A 16343-nucleotide genomic window follows, 5' to 3' on the forward strand; every position below is an offset into this window, starting at 1 on the left:
GTGGCGATGAATTTAAATAGATAGCGGCTAGCGCTGTGTAGCCTGCGTGTTGCTATCTTATGTGCGTGAATGCATTGATGGGTGCACGCTAAGTGCTCTGTTTTTTAAAGTCGCAGACTGCGGCAAGGTGATGAATATGCAGTTGCAAGACATTCTTTACTCCCAAGGTTTCGGGATTCGCCGCGTATGCTCGGGCCTGGTACAGCAGGGCTGGGTGGAGGTGTATGAGGGCGATGCTGCGGAGCCTGTGAAGGTGACGGATTCAACAGCGGATTACGAGCCCGAGGGCCTGCGCTTTCGTGTGCAAGGCGTGGAGTGGGTTTACCATGAAAAAGGCTATGTGCTGCTGTACAAGCCTGCGGGTACCGAGTGCTCGCAGAAGCCTTCTGCCTACCCCAGCATCTACACTTTGTTGCCAGCGCCGCTGCGCCAGCGGCCCAACAAGGCGGCCGTGCAAGGGCTGCAGGCGGTGGGCCGTCTGGACCAAGATACCACCGGTTTTTTGCTGCTCAGCGATGATGGTCAATTCATTCACCGCATGAGCTCGCCCAAGAAGCATGTGGCCAAGGTATACCGCGTGACGGCCAAGCATGCGGTGACCCAAGCCATGGTCGACAAGCTGCTTGCTGGTGTAGTTCTGGATGATGATCCCAAGCCTGTGAAGGCAGCGGCTTGCGAAATCATTGCAGAGAATGTGTTGGACCTGACGCTGACAGAAGGCAAGTACCACCAAGTCAAGCGCATGCTGGCGGCGGTTGGAAACCGTGTGGAAGGGTTGCACCGCTGGAAGATCGGCAGCATGGCCTTGCCTGCAGACATGCAGCCTGGCGAATGGCGCTGGCTCAGTGCGCAGGACTTGGAACAGCTGCGTTGATGGGGTGAAGATGCATATAAAAAAAGCCAAGTTCAAAAAAGCTTGGCTTTTTTTATGCCGGTAGTGGCTGTGCTGCTCTGCGTGGCGTTAGGTGTGCTGGAGGGTTTGCTGCATGTCGAACATCACGCCATGACGCAGCGCTCCTTGTGCGATGCGCATGTGGTTGAGCCCCAGCACATCGAAGACAGAGCACATGATGCTGACCCCGCCACCAATGACTGGGCGCAGCTCTTCACGCAAGCCCTGCAATGGCAGGCGATCGATATGCCCCGCGTGGATGAGCTGCTGCTTGAGCTGGAACAGGGTGGGTCGGGTGATTTCCCCCGCAGGGTAGCCTGCCTGATGCAGGGCTTTGCTGATGGCTCCTGCCGTGCCGGATGAGCCAAACACCTGCTCCCAGCGCCCTTGTTTGAGTGGTGCCAGGTGTTGCTGCAACAGTGCTTGGGCTTGGGCATCGGCTGCAGCAAAACGCTCGGCGCTCAGGCATCCATCGCCAAAAAAACGCTGTGCCCACGCCACACTGCCAATCGGGCAGGACGTGGCAATGTGCAGCTGGCGGCCTTGGCCGATACATACCTCGCTGGAGCGGCCGCCGATGTCGATGACAAGTCTGCGCTCGGCAGTGGCGGGCAACAGGCTGGTGACACCCTGGTAGATGAGGGCGGCTTCGCGTTCGCCGGAAATCAGCTCCACCGGGCAGCTCAAAATACTTTGCGCCTGGGTCAGAAAGACTTCGCGGTTGTGCGCTTCACGCAGGGTTTGTGTGGCCACCGCGCGGCGGTGCTCCGGTGCTACGTGGGACATGAGCCCCGCGTAGCGGCGCAGACATTCCAGGCCCCGCTCTAGCGCGGCAGGCACAAGGTTGCCTTCGCTATCTAAGGCGCCGCCCAGGCGCACGGTCTCTTTGCGCTGCAGCTCTACTTGTAACTGGCCATCCTCAATACGGCCGACAAGCAGCAAGATGCTATTGGATCCGATATCGATGCTGGCGAGCAGAGGAGCTTTCATGGTGCAAAAGAAAATACGCAGCCCGCCAGATTACCATTACAAGCCGGTCATTCCAGTGGTTCGCTGCGGAAAGCATGTCACAGCGCTGTCATGCTTTCGTCATATCGCTTGGAGATACTGATACAGCAACGTCAAAGAGCTTTCATGTATTCAAAGACCGAACCATTCATCGCGCTGTATCAGGTCATGGCAGGTGGGCAGGTGTGCCATGCCTGACAGACTGCCTAGTGGCCTGCTGCATTCCCCTTCGGTGGCACTGCATGTGCCGCCACTGGCACTGCTCCCTCGTGACCATTGCATCCTGGCGTTCAATGAACGGGTGATGGCGTGGGCACGCCGCGTGGATGTGCCTTTGCTGGAGCGGCTGCGTTATTTGTGCATCGTCTCCTCCAACCTGGACGAATTTTTTGAAGTGCGCGCCGCACCCCATATTGCGGCAGTGAATGCGCAGGCGCAAGGTATCTACAACATGGCGGACGGTCTGGCCTTGCTGGACAAGGCCCAAGAGCTGGTGGCACGCCAATATGCGCTGTACAACGAAGCGCTGCTGCCGGCTTTTGAGACGGCAGGCTTGCGCATGGTGACGAACCAAGAGCGCACCGCCACACAGCGGCGCTGGGTGCACCGGCATTTCCAGCAGGCGGTCAAGCCTTTGCTGGTGCCCGTAGCGCTGGACCCTGCCCACCCCTTCCCGCAGGTGGCCAACAAGTCACTGAATATGGTGGTGCGCTTGAAGGGCTGCGATGCGTTTGGCCGCGCCAATGAGGTGGCGATTGTGAAGCTGCCGCGCGCGTTGCCCCGGCTGATGGAGTTGCCGCCCAGTATTTCCGGGCACCAGCGGGTGTTTGTGAGCCTGTCGAGCATGGTGCGCGCACACATCTCGGAGCTGTTTGATGGCCGTGAGGTGGTAGAGGCTGTGCAGTTCCGCGTGACGCGCAACACCGAGTTGCTGGTGGAAGAGGACGAGGTTGATGACTTGCGCACCGCGTTGCGCGAGGAGCTGGCCTATCGCCAGTTTGGGCAGGCGGTGCGGCTGGAGGTCAGCAGCCATTGCTCGGACTTCTTGGCCAGCACCTTGCTGCAGGAGTTCGATTTGCCACGGCAGGCACTGTTCCGTGTGCCGGGGCCGGTGAACTTGGTGCGGTTGACCGAGCTGATTGACCTGGTCAATGCGCCAGACATGCTGTTTCAGCCCTGGCAGGGCAGCTGGCCGCGCCAGCTCAAGCCTGCAGCCAAGGTGATGGCGCAGATGCGCAAGCAAGATGTGCTGATCCACCAGCCGTTTGAGCAGTTTGATGCGGTGCTGGAGTTGCTGCGGGAGGCGGTGCACGATCCAGCCGTGGTGGCGATCAAGCAGACCATCTACCGCACCGGTGCCAAGTCTGAATTGATGGACTTGCTGGCCAAAGCCGTGCGCATGGGCAAGGAAGTGATGGCCGTGGTGGAGCTGAAAGCGCGTTTTGACGAAGAGGCCAACATCAACTGGGCCGATGCGCTGGAAGCGGTGGGTGCGCAAGTGGTGTATGGCGTGGTGGGGCTCAAGACCCACGGCAAGATGCTGCTGATCACCCGCAGAGAAGGCCGGGGGCTGCGCCGCTACGGCCACTTGTCGACCGGTAACTACAACCCCAAGACCGCACGCATGTACACGGATTTGAGCTATCTGACCTGTGATGCCGTGCTGACCGCCGATATGGATGCGGTGTTCCGCCACTTGGCCAGCCCGAATGTGAAGCCCCAACTGGACAAGCTGGTCATGGCCCCTTTTGCGCTGCAGCAGACCATGCTGGCGCATCTGCAGGCCTGCAAGCATGCCGCGCTGCAAGGTGACGAGGCGCGGGTGGTGATCAAGACCAATGCGATGACGGATGAGGTGCTGATGCAAGCGCTGGTCGAGGCTGGCCAGGCCGGTGTGCAGATTGACCTGATCGTGCGTGGTGCGTGCATGCTGGCGCCGCAGGTGCCGGGCGTGACGGACAACATTCGGGTGCGCTCCATCATTGGGCGCCTGCTGGAGCATTCGCGGGTGTTTTACTTTGCCTGGGGTTCGCAGCACGAGCATGTCTACCTGTCCAGCGCCGACTGGATGCGCCGCAACATGACGCGCCGTGTGGAGCTGGCGTGGCCGGTGCATGACGCCAAGTTGCGCCAGCGCGTGATTGATGAATGCTTGGTGGCCTATCTGCACGATGACCGTGATGCCTGGCTGCAGCAAGCCGATGGGCGTTATCTGCCACCAGCGCACCCGCAGGATGGGCGTGGTGCGCAAAACGCCTTGATGCAGTTGTACGGGGCCTGAGTCTGCTGTTGAGGGGGCTTGCAGCAAGGTGCTGATTTGCCCGCTTGCATCTAGCGAATGCCTAGGACAGATCAGATGCGAGGTGCCTTGGTGGGATGGTGCGGAGCAGTCTGTATCAGCGGTTGTTTCTTGAAAAAAGGAGCATTAAGCGCTGGTGAATCCATGGCTTCAATGCATAAAGCATCGGAAGACAAGTGTGGATCAGCGCTAGACGCTCTGTTTTTTACATATCCAACTGCAGTTGCCAGTCGGTTTTGGCCACAGCTTCGGCTTCTTCGTGCAGCAGTTGTGCACTTAGGGGAAAGCGCGTTGCCCAGTCGGGCGGTGTGTGCAGCTGCATGTGCAGGCCCTGGCGCTGCAGCTGGACACCGGTCATATCGGGGGCACGGCGGCTGTTGCACAGCACCACGGCCAAACGCAGGCACAGCAGCTGCTCGGCGTGGGCGGGCAGGTGCATCAGCGATTCGACTTTTTTCAGCTTGCCGCGGTGGCCCAACACCAGCTCGCCCAGGTGGGCCAGCTCTGCCGGGGTAAAGCCGGGGGCGTTGCAGTGCTCCAGAATGTAGGCGCTGTGGCGGTGGTAGTTGCTGCGCGCGATGCGGCAACCCACTTCATGCAGCAAACCGGCCCATGCCAGCACGGCAGGGGCGGCTGTTTCTTGGGGGTGCAGCTGCAGCCACAGTTGCTGCGCGGTGTCGGCCACGTGGTGGGCATGCATGGTGTGTACGCCAAAGCGTTGCATCAGCCCCAAGACGCTGGCGGTATGGATGTCGCCTTCGCCCACTTGTGCGGCATCGTTGTCCACCAAACCGTAGAGCACCCCCATGCGCAGCGCACCTTGGGCCACTTCCATGCGCTCCAGACCCAGCAGGTCAAACACGGCGCGCAGCACACTCAGGCCGCCGGCAACGACAGGGCGGCGGTCTTCCTTGAGGCCGTCAAGTTTGATTTTGTCGATGTGCTTGGCGTGCAGCAGCTGCTGGTGCAGCCAGTCCAGGCCCGCGCGGGTGATGACGCCTTGGCCCTGGCCATTGGCCGCCAGGGTATCGCCCACGGCATTGGCTGTGCCTGCCGATGCGTAGGCCACATCCCAGCTGCCCGGGCTGAAGGTGTCCAGGGCTTCATCAAGGACAGCGCGCGCGGCAATTTCGGCGGTGCGAAAAGCTTCGGGCGTGAGTTCGCCCTGGGGGAAGTAGCGCGAGGTCCAGGCCACACTGCCAATGCGGTAGGAAGCCACGGCGTGGGTCACGCTGTTTTGGCCCAGCACAAATTCGGTGGAGCGCCCTCCAATATCAATGACCAGGCGGTGTTCATCGGAGGCAGGCAGCTGGCTGATAACGCCGCGGTAAATCAGCGCGGCTTCTTCTTCGCCAGAGATGACTTCGATGGGAAAGCCCAGGAGTTCGCTAGCGCGGTCAATAAAGACATCGCGGTTGCGGGCTTCGCGCAGGGTTTGCGTAGCGACTGCACGGACATGCTCCGCTTGAAATCCGCGCAGGCGTTCACCAAAGCGCGCCAGGCAATCCCAGCCGCGCTCCATCGATTCCTGGGTGAGGTTGCGCTGGCTGTCGAGGCCATTGCCCTGGCGCACGGTTTCTTTGAGGTATTCCACCCGATGCATCTGGTGGTGCTCATAGCTACCAATTTCAAGGCGGAAACTGTTGGAGCCGAGGTCTACGGCTGCCAGGGCAAGCGCATTGTTCATGGGAAAGTTCAGCGAACGGCAGAAAAAGCGCAGCTTATCAGCCACCGCTGCCTGGTGCTGCGAAAAACCTGTAAGACAAGGTGCGAGGGCGCGATGCTAGAGATGCCATGTGACGGCGTCATGACAATTTTTTGAAAGATGCACACTGTGGTTTTTGGAGGGTTCAACCTTTTATTTCAGAGTGTCATAGGTGTGTCACAAACGCTTTTTACATTCACGTCATCGAGTTTTCTTCGATCTTGTTCTTAACCGAAAGAGGTGCTTGCATGAAGATGTCCATGATGCGTATTTGGGTAACCGGTGCCTTGGTATCGGGTGGTTTGCTGAATGTGGCGATGGCCCAAGAGGCCACCGGTGCAGGCGCCAGCTTCCCAGCGCCGCTGTACTCCAAGTGGGCGGCGGATTACAACAAGGCGACAGGCGTCAAGATCAATTACCAGTCGGTGGGCTCCAGCGCTGGCCTCAAGCAGATTGAAGCCAAGACGGTGGACTTTGGCGCATCGGATGAGCCTTTGAAAGATGCAGATCTGGAAGCCAAGGGCCTGGTGCAGTTCCCGACGGTGATTGGCGGCATCGTGCCTGTGGTGAACATCAAGGGCGTGCAACCCGGCCAGCTGAAGCTGACGGGTCAGGTGCTGGGCGATATTTACTTGGGCAAGATCACCAAGTGGAATGACCCCGCGATCACTGCGCTGAACCCCGGGGTGGCGCTGCCTGATGGCAAGATCACGCCGGTGCGCCGTGCGGACGGCTCGGGAACCACCTTTGGCTTTACCAATTACCTCAGCCAGGTGAACCCCGAGTGGAAAGACAAAGTTGGCGAAGGCAAGGCCGTGAACTGGCCCACCGGTGCGGGTGGCAAGGGCAATGAAGGTGTGGCAGCCTTTGTGGGGCGCCTGGCCAACTCCATTGGCTATGTGGAATATGCCTACGTGAAGCAAAACAAGCTGACCTATGCGGTGCTGAAAAACAGCGAAGGCCAGTTTGTCTCGCCCAACGAAGGCAGCTTCAAGGCAGCCGCTGCGGGTGCCGACTGGAGCAAGAGCTTCTATCAAATCTTGAACAACAAGCCTGGCAAGGAAGCATGGCCCATCACCAGCGCCACGTTCATCTTGATGCACAAAGTGCAGGACAAGCCTGAGCAAGCTGCGACTACGCTGAAGTTCTTTGACTGGGCGTATAAGGGTGGCGATGCGACAGCGAACGGCCTGGACTATGTGCCCATGCCTGAGGCGGTGAAGGCGCAAGTGTTCAAGGCCTGGGCTGAGATCAAGGACGGCGCTGGCAAGCCCGTGTCCTGGAAGTAATCGGCGGATCTGACCGTGACATCCTGCCTGGTGCATGTGTGCTGGGCAGACCTAGTTTTTGTAAAGAGGTGGCATCAGTGTCCTCATCCATGTCTTCTGCCAATGCGGCGGCTACGCGGCAACAGCCTGTAGCCAATCGCAGACAGCCCCCGCAGCGCAAACGCTGGGCGGCGTCTGGCTGGACAGACCATTTGTTCGCATGGCTGGCCAAGGGCGCTGCTTTCGTGACATTGGGTCTGTTGCTGGCCATCATGGGTTCCTTGTTTGTCGGTGCATGGCCTGCGATTCATGAATATGGACTGGGCTTTTTCACCCGAACCGAATGGGATCCCGTGCAGGACCAGTACGGTGGCCTGGTGATGATTTACGGCACGCTGATGACCTCGCTGATTGCCCTGGTCATTGCCGTGCCGGTGAGCTTCGGGATTGCCCTCTTTTTGACCGAACTGGCACCCAGCTGGCTCAAGCGCCCGCTGGGTACTGCTATTGAATTGCTGGCTGCGGTGCCCTCCATCGTTTACGGTATGTGGGGCCTGATGGTTTTCGGTCCTGTGCTGGCAACGTATGTACAGCAACCGCTGCAGAGTCTGCTGGATGGCGTGCCCTATCTGGGGGCGCTGGTATCTGGCCCTCCGGTGGGGATCGGCATTTTGTCGGCCGGTATTATTTTGGCCATCATGATCATCCCCTTCATCGCTTCGGTGATGCGGGATGTGTTTGAAGTGACGCCTGCACTGCTCAAAGAGTCGGCCTACGGACTTGGTGCGACGACCTGGGAAGTGGTGTGGAAAGTGGTGCTGCCTTATACCAAGGCGGGTGTGCTGGGCGGCATCATGCTGGGCCTGGGCCGCGCGCTGGGAGAGACCATGGCGGTGACCTTTGTGATCGGCAATATGAACCAGCTCAATTCGCTGTCGATGTTTGAAGCGGCCAATAGCATCACTTCGGCACTGGCCAATGAGTTTGCCGAAGCCGGTGAGGGCTTGCACCAGGCATCGTTGATCTATCTGGGCCTGGCACTGTTCTTCATCACCTTTGTGGTGCTGGCATTCTCTAAGCTCTTGCTCAATCGCTTGCAAAAGAATGAGGGCGCACGCACATGAGTACCTCCAGCGAAAAACTGATTTCAGCGGAAAAACTCCATGCCGAGCGCCAAGCACGTTTTGCCAAGCGCAAACGGCTGAACCAAATTGCCCTGACCTTGTCTCTGGCAGCCATGGCCTTTGGTGTGTTCTGGCTGATCTGGATTTTGTGGGAAACCATTCGCTTGGGCCTGGGTGGGCTCAGCTTTGCGCTGTTCAGCGATATGACGCCGCCGCCCAATGAGGAGGGCGGCCTGGCCAATGCGATCTTTGGCTCCTTTGTTATGGTGGCGCTGGCCACCTGTGTGGGAACCCCCATTGGGGTGATGGCCGGTGTGTATCTGGCCGAATATGACAAGCGCAGCTGGCTGGCTGGCACCACACGGTTTGTGAACGACATCTTGTTGTCGGCGCCCTCCATCGTGATCGGCTTGTTTGTGTATGCCGTGGTGGTGGCACGTTTCAAGAGCTTCTCGGCCTACGCTGGCATCGTGGCGCTGGCGCTGATTGTGATTCCCGTGGTCATTCGCACCACAGAGAACATGCTCACCCTGGTGCCCGCCGCCCTGCGGGAAGCGGCCTATGCCCTGGGTACCCCCAAATGGAAGGTGATCCTGTCCATCACGCTGCGCGCGGCGCGGGCGGGGGTGATTACTGGCGTGCTGCTGGCAGTGGCCCGCATTGCCGGGGAGACGGCACCGCTGCTGTTTACGGCGCTGAACAACCAGTTCTGGAATGGCGATCTGTCCAAACCCATGGCTAGCTTGCCGGTGACCATCTTCAAGTTCGCCATGAGCCCGTATGAAAACTGGCAGCAACTGGCATGGGCCGGAGTCTTCCTGATTACCGTGGCCGTACTGGGCCTGAATATCTTGGCGCGCGTACTCACGCGCCAGAAGTAACGATTGCAAGGATTCGATATGTCAACTGCCAACATGACGGCACCTGCCGCTGTAGCGCCTATTTCTGGCAATGCCAAGTTGTCGGTGCGGGACTTGAACTTCTACTACGGCAAGTTCCACGCACTCAAAAATATCAATCTGGAAATTCCAGAAAACAAGGTCACGGCCTTTATCGGCCCTTCGGGCTGCGGCAAATCAACCCTGCTGCGCACTTTCAACCGTATGTTTGAGCTGTACCCCGAACAGCGTGCTGAAGGCCAGATTTTGCTAGACGGTGAAAACCTGCTGACCAGCAAGCAAGATGTGGCGCTGATCCGCGCCAAAGTGGGGATGGTGTTTCAAAAACCGACACCGTTTCCCATGTCGATTTACGACAACATCGCTTTTGGCGTGAAGTTGTTCGAAAGCCTGGATGGCGCGGACATGGATGAGCGTGTGGAGTGGGCCCTGCGCAAGGCTGCGCTGTGGACCGAGGTGAAAGACAAGTTGCAGCAAAGTGGCTCCAGTTTGTCCGGTGGCCAGCAGCAACGACTGTGCATTGCACGCGGCATTGCCATCAAGCCGGAGGTGTTGTTGCTCGACGAGCCATGCTCGGCGCTGGACCCGATCTCCACGGCCAAGGTGGAAGAGCTGATTGCCGAACTCAAGAACGACTACACCGTGGTCATCGTGACCCACAACATGCAGCAGGCGGCACGTTGCAGCGATTACACCGCCTATATGTACCTGGGAGACCTGGTGGAGTTTGGTGAGACTGAGCAGCTGTTCTTCAAACCCCAGCGCCGCGAGACCGAAGACTACATCACCGGCCGGTTCGGTTAATTTTCAGGAGACAGTTCTATGCCCGATAAGCATTTGTCGACCCAATTTGACAGTGAACTCAACCGCGTTTCGTCACGGGTGATGGAGCTGGGTGGTTTGGTGGAGCGCCAGATCAGCCAGGCTATTTATGCGCTGACACAGTTCAACCTGGAGGCCGTACAGCAAGTGGCCGCGCTGGAAGAGCGTGTGAATGCAATGGAGGTGGAGATTGACTACGAGCTGGCCTCCATCATTGGCCGGCGCCAGCCCACTGCGCGCGATTTGCGCATGTTGATGGCTTTTTCCAAGGTTACGGCCAACCTGGAGCGCATGGGCGACGAGGCGCACAAAATGGCGCGCATGGTCAAATCCATCATCGAAAGTGGTGCTGCACGAGCCTTGCCTTCGAGTGAGCTGCGTGTGGCTGCTGAGATGGCATCTGCCTTGCTGCGCAAGGCCTTGGATGCGCTGGCACGGCTGGATACCAAGGCTGCCTTGGGCATCCTCAAGGAAGATGACCTGATTGATGAAGAGTTTGACGGTTTTGTGCGCAAACTCATCACCTACATGATGGAAGATCCCCGCACCATTTCGTCCAGCCTGGACCTGCTCTTTCTGGCCAAGGCGATCGAGCGCATTGGCGATCATTCCAAGAACGTGGCAGAACTCATCATCTACTTGGTGGAGGGCAAAGACATTCGCCACCAATCCATGGATGTGATCGAGTCCACCGTGCGTTAAACATCGGGTAAGAAGCATGAAGAAATTGCCGCAAGTACTGATCGTGGAAGACGAGCCAGCGATTGCCGAGCTGATTGCTGTGAATTTGCGCCACAACGGGTTTACGCCGCTGTGGGCCGAAGATGGAGTGAGCGCGCAGCGCGAGTTGGATGCGGCTTTGCCGGATGTGATTTTGCTGGACTGGATGCTGCCCGGCGGCGCCAGTGGGCTGAATCTGGCACGCAAGTGGCGCGCAGATGCCCGCACCAAGCAAGTTCCGATCTTGATGCTGACGGCGCGCGGGGATGAGCCGGACAAGATCGCGGGCCTGGATGCCGGAGCGGATGACTACATCACCAAGCCTTTTTCGACCCAGGAGCTGCTGGCACGCATTCGTGCGGTGCTGCGCCGCCGCACGCCTGAACAAGCGGGTGAGCGTGTGCAGGTTGGGGCGCTGGTGCTCGACAGTGAAACCCACCGGGTGACTTACCAGGAGCAATTGCTCAAACTGGGGCCAACCGAGTTCAAGCTGCTCAGCCACCTCATGCACAACCCCGAGCGTGTGCACAGCCGTGCGCAACTGCTGGACAAGGTGTGGGGCGACCATGTCTACATTGAAGAGCGCACGGTCGACGTACACATCAAGCGCTTGCGTGAGGCGTTGGGTGATGCAGGCAGCCTGGTTGAAACCGTGCGCGGCGCAGGCTATCGCCTGTGCGCGACAGCGTAAGGACGGGTGATGGTGGCCTGGCGCTGGATAGAGTTGCTGCTGTGGCAGACGGTGCTGGGCGGCCTGGCTGCGTGGCTATGGGGGCTGTGGGCAGCGCCGGCTGGCATGGTGCTGGCGGTGTGGCTGTGGCTGGTGTGGGATCACTGGCAGGCACGGCGCCTGCGCCATTGGCTGATGCAGGAAGACCTGGCGACGGCGCCCCGGCTGAAAGGCATGTGGGGCATGCTGGCCACGTATATGCGCCGCGCAGTCCGTACCCGCGAGCAGGCCATGCTGGCTGCCGAGCAGCGCGTGCAAGACATCCTGGCTGCTTTGCAGGCTAGCCCGAATGGTTTGGTGCTGCTGGATGCCACAGGGCACATCGAATGGTGCAACCACATGGCAGAGCGCCATTTTGGCTTTGATGCCCAGCGTGACATTCAGCAAACCATTGGCAACCTGGTGCGTGACCCGGCCTTCAGCAGCTACTGGGCCAGCCAGGATTTTTCTCATTCGGTGCTGATGGGGGGGCGGGAAAGCTCTTCCTCACGGCCGGTGATGCTGTCCGTGCATATCTACCCTTACGGAGATGGGCGCCACCTGCTGCTGGCGCGTGACATCACGGCGCTGGAGCAGGCGGAGGCGATGCGCCGAGATTTTGTGGCCAATGTCTCGCATGAAATCCGTACGCCGCTGACGGTGCTGGTGGGCTTTGTCGAGACATTGCAGACCCTGGAGCTGTCCCCCGAGGAAAACAAGCACTATCTGGCGCTGATGGCCCAGCAGGCCGGGCGCATGCAAAACCTGGTGCAGGATTTGCTGACGCTCTCGCGCCTGGAAGGCAGTCCGCCCCCGGGCTTCAATGACTGGCTGTCCGTGTCGGCCATGCTGCGCCAGTGCGCGGTGGAGGCGCAGGCCTTGTCCAAGCTGCTCTCCAAGGGCAGCGGCACGGTACATGCCATCAGTTTTCCAGCGGCCGACGCACCGGGCATGGATTGGGAAATTGCCGGCACGCAGGCCGAGCTGATCAGCGCGTTCTCTAACCTCATCAGCAATGCACTGCGTTACACCCCGGCCGGTGGCAGTGTGCAAGTGCGCTGGGAGGTGCAAGCCGATGGCAGTGCTTGTTTCTCGGTCAAAGATTCCGGTCCTGGCATTGATGCGGCCCACATCGGCCGTTTGACCGAGCGCTTTTACCGCGTGGACCGCAGCCGCTCTCGCGATACCGGCGGCACAGGTTTGGGCTTGGCGATTGTCAAGCATGCGCTGCAGCGCCATGGTGCCAAGCTCGACATCCAAAGTCAGCTGGGCGCAGGGGCCACGTTCAGCGCCGTATTTCCTGCTAGCCGCTTGCGCAGCGCTCGAACAGTGGTGAATACGCCAGGCATTGCACCGCCCCCGTAATGCTAGGAATGGATAAAAAAACGGCCTGCGCGGGCCGTTTTTTTTATTGGTGTGCTTGCAATACCTTGCGCAGCAGGAGTGCAAAAATAATAGCTACTAGCGCTAGTGCTACAGCACTTCCAATCCAAAAAGGTGTTGGAACCGTTGCCCAGTAAGCGCTGGTAGCTTCATTTTTATAAGCCAACCAGTAGCCGCCGCCCAGCGCGCCGCCCCATAGGGTGCCGCAATACACGATGAGGGGGGCGACCGTCACACGCCAGCAGCGCAGCAGGAAAATGCAGACACACTGGATGCTGTCGGACGCGTGGTAGAGCGCCACCCACAGCAGCAGCGCGCCAGCCAGCGCTCGCACGTCGGGATCTTTGGTGTACAGGCGAGGCAGATGGTTGTGTGCCAGTAGCAAGACAGCGCACAGCACAATGCCGCTGACCATAGAGATCTTGACCCCCAGCCATGCCAGCTGCTGGGCCTGTGCTTCATTGCCCTGGCCGCGCCACCAGCTCACCCGTGCGCTGATGGCAATGCCCAGTGACAGTGGCACCATGTAGCACACAGCGGCCAGATTGGCGGCAATCTGGTGGCTGGCAGAAGCCAGAGCCCCTTGCCGTGCGACGAACAGGGCAATCAGGGTAAAGGAGGTGACTTCCACCAAAATTGACAACCCGGCAGGAACCCCCAGGCGCAAGAAAGCCCCCAGGCGCTGCCAGTCGGGCGGCTCTATGCGTTGCCACAGCTGCAGGGGGGCATACAACTGCTGGCGGCGCATGAGCACCACCGCCAAGATGGCAATGGCGTAGTCCACCAGCAACGTGGCCCAGGCACAACCGGCCGCACCTTGGGCGGCAAGGCCCCAGCCACCAAACGTGAACCAGATCGACAGCGGCACCTTCAGCGCCAGGGCGCCGACCTGCAGCCATGTCACCAGCTGTGGGTGTCCCAGCGCCTGATTGAGCGTGGTGTAGAGACGAAAGAACATGGCCGAGGGCAGTGCCAGGCCCACAATCAGCAGGTAGGCACGGACATCAGCTTGCATGGCCTGTGGCACTTCCGTCCACGCCAAAATCGGATCGGGAAAGACCAGAATCAGCATGCCCAGCAGCGAAAGCCCGGCTGCCAGATAGAGCGCTTGGCGAAAAGAGGCGCCAATGCCCGTGGTTTCCTGCTTGCCGTGCTGCTCGGCCCAGATGGGGAGCAGGGCCTGCAAAATGCCCATGAGTGAGACAAAAACGCTCACAAAAACGGCAGAAGCCACAGACAGCGCGGCCAAGGCTTCGGAGGAAAAACGGCCCGCCACAATGGTGTCGGTGATACCGAAGGCCATGACCGCCAGTTGCCCGGCCAGCACGGTGCCCGCATGCCGCGCAATGGTGGCAAGTTCACGCATCGATCACTCCTGCATCGCTTGTGCTTCAGGGCTTGCGCTGCAAGACCAGCAGGTGATCGCGGCGGTCGGTGGGGCGGCTGACCTGTTCTTTCAGCTGCCATTGGGCCGCGGTGTCGGCGTCCACGGCAGACCAGGCTGCGGGCGTGGCGATCAACCAGTTGCACGTTGTGCCACTGCTGGATTGCGGCAAGCCGCGTTGCAGCTGCCAAGACGTGTGAAAGCGGAAGGCGGTGGTCAAGGTCGGGCTGAATCCGAGGGTGTGCACACATTGCACCCGTGGCGGCATGGCTCGGGCGACGGCATTTACGTGGGGGGCATAGCTGCGGCCATAGTCCAGCATGGGTAGCCACAGCGTCATCAGCAGCACCCAGCCGAGGACCGTACCACCGGCAGGTACGGCCAGGCTCTTCCAAATGGCTGCACGGTGGCGCCGGGTGCGCCATGCGACCAGCAAGAACCAGCCCAGGGTTGCTGCCACGGCCACCAAGAACGGAAACAATGCAAACGAAGGCTCAAAACCGACGGCCAGGCGCTGCACGTTCTCTGCCGGTTTGGCAGGGAAGCCGGTTTGTATCGAAATCCAGACCACCCAGATCGTGATGGCCGAGATGGAGAAGAAGAACAGTGTCAGCCAATCAATCAAAGCGCCCAGGCTGCGCTTGAAGGTGGGCAGTGCAAAGGCCGCCAAGGCAGCGATGGCCGGCAGAGACAGAATCAGGGCGCGGTCACCTTCGAGGGTGAAGATGGTGCAGAACAAGGCAATCGCCCACAGCCACAGTGGCCAGACCACGTGCGGGTTGCGGGTGGGGCGCTGGAGCTGCCAGCGCCAGCGCCAGAGCGCCCACACGGCCAGCGGCCAGGCAGGCCAGCTGAACCACGTGAGCAAGCGGGCCATGCTTTGCCAGTCTTTGCCTTGCTCCCATGGGTTGATCAGGCGGTATTCCCACAGTCCCAGGGCCCAGGCCGCCGCCGCAGCGACCGCCATGGACAGTGCCCACCACGCAGCCCAGCTGTAGCGCTGAGGCGGCTTGGGGGCCTGGGTGTAGAGCGTCATCGCCATAGCGCCCAACCCCAGCAGCATGGCCATGGAGGGGGCGCCAGCCAGCGCCAGCGCCAGCAAGCCGAGTAAAGCGGTGATCGCTGACAGTTTGGGCTGCCACCACATGGCAGCCGCCGCAAAGAAAACGGCGCAGACCGCAGTCAGCTGAACCAAGGTGTGGCTGGTCTCGTGCGAGATCTGCGCCAGCCCCAGGCAGGCCATGACAGCGAGCAAGCCACCGTCAGCCATGGCGCGCGCATAGTCGATGGGCGAGGCCTCGCCGCCGAAGGCGAAGGCCACGGGCTGAGCCCCCGGTGTCCGTGCCAGACTGAAGACGGCACGCCATGTGCACAGCAATGCCAGTGCCAGCAGCAGCACGAAAGGCAGGCGCACGACCAAATCAGCTGGCATGGCTGCCGGCAGGAGCTTGAGCGCCCAGGCGCCCAGCCAGTATTGGAGCAACCCGGGTGCGCTGGCGCTCATGCCGTCCAGTTGCGGCTGGAACCATGAACTGTGCCCTTGGGCCATTGCTTGCATATAGCCAAACGTCGTAATGTCCACTTCGCGCCAGGGACCCCGACCGACAAAGCCAGCGAGGGTATAGGTAGCGCACAGCAGCAGCATGATCCAGCGTGGGAGGCTGCGGACGGCATTCTGAGCAACGATGGCGGGTGAGGGCGGGTTCATGAAAGCAATGGCAGCTGCGCGGTGCAGGGCAGGAGTAAAGCGAAGATGGGGGTCAAGCATGCCACGAGTGCACGCGTTGTGCAGCGGTGCTGACGTCGCGTAGAGGTGTCAGGGACCCAAAAAGAAAAGGCAGCCCGGTTGCCCTGGCTGCCTTTTTTGCGGAGAAGTAAAAAATTACTTCTTGCCGAAACGGTTGCGGAACTTTTCCACGCGGCCGCCCATGTTGTCCACCGACTTTTGAGTGCCGGTGTAGAAGGGGTGCGATTCAGAAGAAGTATCCAGCTTGAACAGAGGATATTCCTTGCCTTCGAAAGTTTCTGTTTCCTTGGTAGGAACGCAAGAACGTGTCACGAACTTGAAGTCGTTGGACATGTCTACGAACAGAACTTCACGGTAATCGGGGTGAATGCCTTCTTTCATGA

14 protein-coding genes are annotated in these 16343 nt (G+C 59.9%); 9 read left to right on the forward strand and 5 right to left on the reverse strand.

Annotation, left to right across the window (positions count from 1 at the left end):
* The first annotated feature begins 136 nt into the window (after positions 1-136).
* Positions 137-874 (forward strand): 16S rRNA pseudouridine(516) synthase, encoded by a 738-nt coding sequence (locus AC27VO_RS10265; RefSeq protein WP_488666623.1) that lies wholly within the window; start codon positions 137-139, stop codon positions 872-874.
* A gap of 87 nt (positions 875-961) precedes the next feature.
* On the opposite strand, the gene AC27VO_RS10270 is transcribed toward AC27VO_RS10265, so the two are convergent.
* Complete coding sequence (locus AC27VO_RS10270) at positions 962-1882, reverse strand: Ppx/GppA phosphatase family protein (protein ID WP_488666624.1); 921 nt, start codon at positions 1880-1882, stop codon at positions 962-964.
* 208 nt (positions 1883-2090) lie between these two features.
* Here AC27VO_RS10270 and ppk1 point away from each other — a divergent pair, with 208 nt between their 5' ends.
* A complete protein-coding gene (gene ppk1 / locus AC27VO_RS10275; RefSeq protein WP_488666625.1) occupies positions 2091-4181 on the forward strand; it encodes a polyphosphate kinase 1 in 2091 nt (696 codons plus the stop codon).
* Positions 4182-4404: 223 nt separating this feature from the next.
* On the opposite strand, the gene AC27VO_RS10280 is transcribed toward ppk1, so the two are convergent.
* Entirely contained in the window at positions 4405-5886 is a 1482-nt protein-coding gene (locus tag AC27VO_RS10280; RefSeq protein WP_488666626.1) for a Ppx/GppA phosphatase family protein, read from the reverse strand.
* Positions 5887-6152: 266 nt separating this feature from the next.
* Here AC27VO_RS10280 and pstS point away from each other — a divergent pair, with 266 nt between their 5' ends.
* The 7 genes from pstS (at position 6153) to phoR (ending at position 12811) form a co-directional block, all read left to right on the forward strand.
* On the forward strand, positions 6153-7193 hold the full coding sequence (pstS, locus tag AC27VO_RS10285) for a phosphate ABC transporter substrate-binding protein PstS (RefSeq protein ID WP_488666627.1): 1041 nt from the start codon (positions 6153-6155) through the stop codon (positions 7191-7193).
* 89 nt (positions 7194-7282) lie between these two features.
* A complete protein-coding gene (gene pstC / locus AC27VO_RS10290) occupies positions 7283-8296 on the forward strand; it encodes a phosphate ABC transporter permease subunit PstC (RefSeq protein ID WP_488666628.1) in 1014 nt (337 codons plus the stop codon).
* Positions 8293-9177: a phosphate ABC transporter permease PstA gene (pstA, locus tag AC27VO_RS10295; protein WP_488666629.1), complete on the forward strand. Its 885-nt coding sequence runs from the start codon at positions 8293-8295 to the stop codon at positions 9175-9177. The genes pstC and pstA overlap by 4 nt, the downstream gene beginning before the upstream one ends.
* An 18-nt stretch (positions 9178-9195) precedes the next feature.
* A complete protein-coding gene (gene pstB / locus AC27VO_RS10300) occupies positions 9196-9999 on the forward strand; it encodes a phosphate ABC transporter ATP-binding protein PstB (RefSeq protein ID WP_488666630.1) in 804 nt (267 codons plus the stop codon).
* A gap of 18 nt (positions 10000-10017) precedes the next feature.
* Positions 10018-10719 (forward strand): phosphate signaling complex protein PhoU, encoded by a 702-nt coding sequence (gene phoU, locus AC27VO_RS10305; RefSeq protein WP_488666631.1) that lies wholly within the window; start codon positions 10018-10020, stop codon positions 10717-10719.
* 16 nt (positions 10720-10735) lie between these two features.
* Positions 10736-11428 carry a phosphate regulon transcriptional regulator PhoB gene (phoB, locus tag AC27VO_RS10310; protein WP_488666632.1) on the forward strand — a complete coding sequence of 231 codons (693 nt, stop codon included), beginning with the start codon at positions 10736-10738 and terminating at the stop codon, positions 11426-11428.
* Between the two features lie 9 nt (positions 11429-11437).
* Positions 11438-12811, forward strand: a complete 1374-nt coding sequence (gene phoR / locus AC27VO_RS10315) for a phosphate regulon sensor histidine kinase PhoR (RefSeq protein ID WP_488666633.1) — start codon at positions 11438-11440, stop codon at positions 12809-12811.
* A 43-nt stretch (positions 12812-12854) separates the two neighbouring features.
* Here the strand turns inward: phoR and AC27VO_RS10320 are convergent, their stop codons facing one another.
* From AC27VO_RS10320 to AC27VO_RS10330, 3 genes are all read right to left on the reverse strand, one after another.
* On the reverse strand, positions 12855-14195 hold the full coding sequence (locus AC27VO_RS10320) for an MATE family efflux transporter (protein ID WP_488666634.1): 1341 nt from the start codon (positions 14193-14195) through the stop codon (positions 12855-12857).
* 25 nt (positions 14196-14220) lie between these two features.
* Positions 14221-15921, reverse strand: a complete 1701-nt coding sequence (locus AC27VO_RS10325; RefSeq protein WP_488666635.1) for a hypothetical protein — start codon at positions 15919-15921, stop codon at positions 14221-14223.
* Between the two features lie 174 nt (positions 15922-16095).
* On the reverse strand, positions 16096-16341 hold the full coding sequence (locus tag AC27VO_RS10330; protein ID WP_488666636.1) for a type B 50S ribosomal protein L31: 246 nt from the start codon (positions 16339-16341) through the stop codon (positions 16096-16098).
* Positions 16342-16343: the final 2 nt, after the last annotated feature.

Source organism: Comamonas sp. 14P8.1.4 (assembly GCF_057799285.1).